The 5531-nt window shown below is 74.0% G+C and carries 6 protein-coding genes; 3 read left to right on the top strand and 3 right to left on the bottom strand.

What is annotated here, in order from left to right; translation table 11 throughout:
- Window positions 1–72 precede the first annotated feature (72 nt).
- Window positions 73–639 carry a hypothetical protein gene (locus ONA70_RS34305; protein ID WP_265010642.1) on the bottom strand — a complete coding sequence of 189 codons (567 nt, stop codon included), beginning with the start codon at window positions 637–639 and terminating at the stop codon, window positions 73–75.
- A 623-nt stretch (window positions 640–1262) separates the two neighbouring features.
- On the opposite strand from ONA70_RS34305, the gene ONA70_RS34300 reads away from it, so the two are divergent.
- Window positions 1263–2006: a prepilin peptidase gene (locus ONA70_RS34300; RefSeq protein WP_265010643.1), complete on the top strand. Its 744-nt coding sequence runs from the start codon at window positions 1263–1265 to the stop codon at window positions 2004–2006.
- A 16-nt stretch (window positions 2007–2022) separates the two neighbouring features.
- Here ONA70_RS34300 and ONA70_RS34295 read toward each other — a convergent pair whose 3' ends face one another.
- The gene (locus ONA70_RS34295; protein WP_265010641.1) at window positions 2023–2649 is read right to left on the bottom strand and encodes a phosphatase PAP2 family protein; all 627 of its coding nucleotides are present in this window, start codon (window positions 2647–2649) and stop codon (window positions 2023–2025) included.
- Window positions 2650–2756: 107 nt separating this feature from the next.
- On the bottom strand, window positions 2757–3257 hold the full coding sequence (locus tag ONA70_RS34290) for a hypothetical protein (protein ID WP_265010640.1): 501 nt from the start codon (window positions 3255–3257) through the stop codon (window positions 2757–2759).
- Window positions 3258–3373: 116 nt separating this feature from the next.
- On the opposite strand from ONA70_RS34290, the gene ONA70_RS34285 reads away from it, so the two are divergent.
- Both ONA70_RS34285 and ONA70_RS34280 read left to right on the top strand, forming a co-directional pair.
- Window positions 3374–4171, top strand: a complete 798-nt coding sequence (locus ONA70_RS34285) for an SAM-dependent methyltransferase (protein WP_265010639.1) — start codon at window positions 3374–3376, stop codon at window positions 4169–4171.
- A 56-nt stretch (window positions 4172–4227) separates the two neighbouring features.
- A complete protein-coding gene (locus ONA70_RS34280) occupies window positions 4228–5304 on the top strand; it encodes a hypothetical protein (RefSeq protein WP_265010638.1) in 1077 nt (358 codons plus the stop codon).
- The last annotated feature ends 227 nt before the right edge of the window (window positions 5305–5531 follow it).

The raw sequence follows: 5531 nt of genomic DNA, 5'->3' as shown, positions 1-5531 counted from the left end.
CGGCGGCGAGCAGCAGCCGGCCGGGCGTCCCGGCCCGGGTCGGGCGGGCCGGGACACCCCTTCCTCCCCAGGTCAGCACGGCTGGTCCTGATGTGCCGCGCCGGCGTTGATCAGCCACCGGCCGTCCGGGTAGCGGGTCGCGGTGGCCGTCGCCAGGTACCGCCCGCCCTCGGTGCCGGGGACGACCCGGTGATCCTTGGCGTAGACCAGGCGGTAGCCGGACGCGTCGAGACAGTCCTGGATCTCCACGGTGGGCGGTCGGGCCGACAGGTCGACTGACACGACGGTGGGGTCGGACAGCAGTTTTCCGGTACGCATCGCGCCGTGCTCCTTCGCGTCGCGAATTGCCACCCGTACCCGGGTCAGCAGCGGATCCGCCAGGAACCGGGGCAGTGCGGGATGCGCGGGATCGCTGCGCGCGCTCGCCACCCGGGACGCCTCGAGATAGCCGGAATAGGCGGCGAGGGCGGCTTTCCCGGCCGCCTGTTCGTCGGCGGTGGAATGCGCCACCGGCGCGGGGTCGTGCCCGGTCAGGGGACCGGCCGCCGCCTCAGGTTCGGTGCCACAGCCGGCGGTCACGCCCAGCAGGGCCAGGCTGAGCAGGCAGCTTGTCCATCGGCGGGAATGCCGTGTTCGCAACGCCGCGCCCTCCTCGGTGGCGACCCGGAGCGGCCGTGCCGGTGTGCTCCGGGCAGGCGGAAGCGCGCCCGGAAGTGTTCTGCCGGGCCTCGTCTGGCTACCGCTGCAATTACCTGTACGGGTCTTCAACTAATTCGAAAGCTGCTGCCTCCGGTCGGCCTCCGACGCAAATTGATCGGGGTTGCGTCGTACCCAAGGGGCGAGCATAGGCTGACGCTCGCCGATGCAACAGAGGTAATTCATTCGAACACGCTCAGTGATGACAGGTGGTGGTGGTCGGTGGGTGTCGGGACGGCGACCCTTGACAAGAAGTCGGCCGGGCCGGCGGCAGGGGTGGGCGCAGCCGGTCACGGAATCCGATGCCCGGGGCCGGCCTCGAACGGCGGGGGAGTGCGCGTCATGGGTGCCTTTTGTCTGATTCGCACCCCCGGCATCCTGGCCGGTCGACGAGGATCCCTCGCCGTCTGCCGACCCGTCGCCGCAGCCGGCCGGGACGCCACTTTCCGCGTCATGCGCCACACGTCGGAGCGCATGGAATTACTCTCCGTGCTCCAAATTGGAACGGTGCGCAACCATCCGGGGTGGGCCAGGTGACCGCCGAGCGGGTCCGGGACGCCCGCCCGGTGGCGGCACGCGACGGCCGTCCCCTGGTCCGCCGGCTCGCCGCCCTGGCGGTCGTGCCCCCGGTCCGGCTGGCGGTCGCCCGTTACGCCGTACCCCCGGGGTCGCCGGACCGGGCCGGGTGCGACCGCTGCGGCGCGCCGGTCGGCCTGGACCGGCCACTGCCGGCGCTCGGCCCGGCGGCCCGCTGCCCGGCCTGCCGGGCCCGGATCGGTGCGCCGCCCGGCGTGGTCGAGTTGGCCCTGGTCGCCGCCGGGGCGGTGCTGGTGCTGGCCGGCGGACCGGTCGCCGTGCGGGCGGCGGTGGCCTGGTGGCTGGCCTGGGCGGTGCCGTCGGCCCTGGTCGACGTGGCGGTGCACCGGCTGCCGGACCGCCTCACCTGGCCGGCGGCGGCCGGCACCTGGGCACTGCTCGGGGTGGCGGCGCTGACCGGCGGCGGCCCGGTGCCCTGGCTGCGTGCCACCGCCGCCGGGCTGGCCCTCGGCGCGGGCTTCGCGGCGACCACGCTGCTGCTCGGCCGGCGCGGGTTCGGGCTCGGCGACGCCAAGCTGGCCCTCGGTGTCGGCGCACTGCTCGGCTGGTACGGCTGGCCGGTGCTGGTCACCGGGCTGCTGCTCAGCTTCGCGCTCTCCGCGCTGGTCGGCCTGGCCCTGCTGGCGGCCCGCCGGGTCCGCTGGTCCAGCCACCTGCCGTTCGGCCCGTTCCTGATCGCCGCCACCGCCCTCACCCTCCTCCTCGCCACCTGACCGGCGACCGGTCGGGTCAGCGGCGGGTGGGTGGGGCGAGGGCCGGGGTGGGGCGGGGGAAGAGGCGGCCGAGTACGTCGGCGAGGGGGCGGGCGACCAGCGGGGTGAGCAGGGTGCCGATCAGGGCGCCGAGCAGCAGGCCGATGGCCACGTCGTGCGGGTAGTGCACCCCGACGAAGACGCGGGAGACCGCGGCGAGCACGGCCAGTGGGACGGCCACCAGGCCGATCCGGCGATGCAGCAGCAGGGCCGTGGCGGCCAGCGCTCCGGCGATCGTGGCGTGGTTGCTGGGGAAGGACCAGTCGCCGACGGCCGGGCAGTGGCCGGCGACGATCATCAGGTCGGCCGGACTGCGGCAGGGTCGATCCTCGGCTACCAGCGACTTCAGCCCCTCGCTGGCGCCGTACGCCGCCACCACCGCGACCGGCGCGGCCAGGGCGAGGGCCCGGCCCCGGAGGTCGCCGCCGATCAGCCGGGTCAGCGCGGCCAGCAGCAGCAGTACGCCGAGCAGGACGATCGCGCCCTCGGTGAAGTGGGTGGCGAACCAGTGGACCGGCTGCGGCGTGCCGTCGGCGAAGTCGACGACCTCGTGGTACCAGTCTGTGCTGATGTCCGGAACGTCGGTCATGACGGTCTCGCTCATTTTCCCCCCATCTCCCGTTCATACTCCGTTCACCGGGAGGGTGGCAGGGGAATCACCGCCGGCCCGCCGAAGTCTCAGCGAACGCACAGCACCGGCGGGCGCCGGCGCTACGACCCGGTCGCGGGATCCGACGGCGGGCGCGGGGCGGGCTGGGCGGCCGGACCGGACATCCGCTCGACGATCTCGTCCAGCGCCTCGAAGGCGTAGGCCCAGTTGTGGCACTTGAAGCTGCGCAGGCCGTCGATCGGGGTCCGGCAGTCGGCGCAGTGCACGCCCGGGATGGCGTCCGGCACCTCGGTGTTGACGTACTTGCGCTCGCCGAGGATGACCCGGGCGATCATGCCCCGGTCGTGCACCCCGTGCAGGGCGGAGGAGACGATGTCGTACCAGTTCACCCGGCGACCGCACTTCGGGCAGTCCGGTTGGTCGCCGCTGACCCACAGCGGCGCGCCGATGCTGCGCGCGGGCATGTTGAGCAGCTTCTCCAGCCGGCGTACGTCCGACTCCGGCGTGGTCCAGCGGTGCCGGCCCGGCAGCGAGGCGGGCGAGTCGTAGACGGCGCGGAACAGCGCCGGGTCGACCTCCACGGTCTCCCGTCTACCGGTCATCGGTACCTCCTCGGACATCGACGTGTGCACCGTCCCACCAGGGTGAGCGGCGTACGCCGCCGGAGCAAGGACACGACCGGTCAGCGGTGTGTCGCCGAGAGTGCTACACATCAGGCGTGACCGGTGAGCCGACGACCACCCCGAGCGAGGCCGAGTCCCGGCCGAACGTCGCCCGGATGTACGACTACTACCTGGGCGGCTGTCACAACTTCGCCGCCGACCGGGCCGCCGCCGAGCAGATCCTGAAGATCTTCCCGGACACCGGGGTGGCCGCGCAGACCAACCGTGCCTTCCTCCGCCGGGCCGTCCGGTACGCGGCCGAGCAGGGCGTGCGCCAGTTCCTCGACATCGGGGCGGGGCTGCCCACCCAGGGCACCGTGCACGAGGTCGTCCGTGCGGTCACCCCCGGCGCCCGGGTGGTCTACGTGGACAACGACGAGGTCGCCGTCGCGTACGCCCGGCGGCTGCTGCCGGTCGACGGCCGCACCGTGGTGGTCCGCGGCGACCTGCGCCGCCCCGCCGAACTGCTGGCCGACCCGGACGTACGCGCCAACATCGACTTCACCGAGCCGGTGGCGGTGCTGCTGGTGGCCGTGCTGCACTTCGTGCCCGACAGCGACGACCCGTACGCGGCGGTCGCCCGGCTGCGGGACGCCACCGCGCCGGGCAGCATGCTCGCCCTCTCCCACCTGACCATGGACGGTGCCCCGCCGGTCCCGAGCCAGCAGGGGCGGGAGGTCTACCGGCGCAGCAGCGCACCGCTCGTCCCCCGCACGCACGCCGCCACCGCCCGCTTCTTCGACGGGTACGACCTGCTCGACCCGGGGCTGGTCTGGCTGGCCGACTGGCGGCCCGACGGCGAGCCCCGGTCGGCGGTGTCGCACGGCTACGGCGGGCTCGGCGTCCGCCACTGATCTTCGCCCGTCGGCGGGGTCCCCGCCGGACTGCCCGGATTGTTACTCTCCGCCTCATGTTTTCCGCCGACCCGGATGCCGATCTGCGGCAGATGGCCGATGACTCCACCTTCCTGCATCGAGATGCCGCGCGGCACGCGATGCGCTTCCGCGCCTCCGGCGACGTGGCCGACCTGGTCGCCGTACTCGACGATCCACACCCGTGCGGGATGACCGACCTGGTGTTCGCCATGGCGGGAGCGAAGCGGCCCTGGCTCAACTGGGTGCCGATGCCGAGCGAGGCGATCACCAACGTCGCCAACGACATCGGCGGCCGCCGGGCGCGGGGCGAGCAGCTCGAGGTCACCGGCCTCGGCCTGTCGGCGGCGGAGCCGGCCAGCGCCATCACGGCCTGCCGCCGGGTCGCCGGCCCGATGGACATCGGCATCGCCGAATTCCCGCCCCCCGACATCCGTACCCCCGTACGGCCCGGCCGGTACGCGGTCTGGCGGTACGACGGCACCGAGCCGGTGCCCGCGGTGCCGGCGCCGTCGGCCGACGCGGTCCGGCTGCTCCAGAAGGTCGGCGGGGAACCGTGGCAGTCGCCGCTCTCCGGGTACGATAAGGCCACCCCGCTCGGTGAGCTGCCGTTGGGCGACCTGCTCGGGCTGCTCGCCCACCTGCCCGGCCCGCCGGACACCCCGCGCTGGCAGCACCTGGCCACGTCGACGCCGACCTACTGGTACCGGCTCATGCAGCCGTGGGTGTGCCTCGGCATCCTGCACCACGCCGGCCACGAGCCGTGGCCGACCTCGATCCGGCGTGAGGTGCTGGTGGACCTCGCCTTCGGCGTCGAGGACTGGGTCGCCGACGCCGCGCTGTTCGCGCTCGTCACCGCCGCGTACCGGGAACCCGAGCTGCGGGCGGAGGTCCGCCAGCTCGTCCGGGCCCGGCTCGACGCGGCCGTGGCGGCGGACCGGCTCGTCACAATCGAGGAGTCGCTGGCGAAGTTGATGCTGGTCACGCCGGGCTGCCGCGCGGACGACCGGGCGCTGGCGACCGCGGTGCTGGCCCGCGCGGCGCAGGACGACGAGGACGAGGAGCCGCAGCCGGCGCCGGCCGAGAAGCGCCGCTGGTGGCGGCGACGCGGCTGACGTCAGCCGCCGCGATCGCGCCATGGAGTACGAAGTGGACGGTGCCCCCGGGCCGGATCGACCGGGCGGCCCCGCCCCCTCGGCGTTGCGCTCCAGCAGCGAGACAACCAGGGTTCGGCTGCGGCCGTCAGGTGACGAACCGGGGCGCTTTTCCTCCCCGGGGGTTCGCTGACCGTGCCCGAAAAGGCGAAGCGCCCCCGGACCGACGGGAGCGTCAGGCCGGGGGC

The organism is Micromonospora yasonensis (assembly GCF_026013475.1).
GTDB classification, from domain to species: Bacteria; Actinomycetota; Actinomycetes; order Mycobacteriales; family Micromonosporaceae; genus Micromonospora; species Micromonospora yasonensis.
The sequence above is the reverse complement of the archived record's forward strand: the minus strand, read 5'-3'. Positions and strand labels throughout refer to the sequence as shown.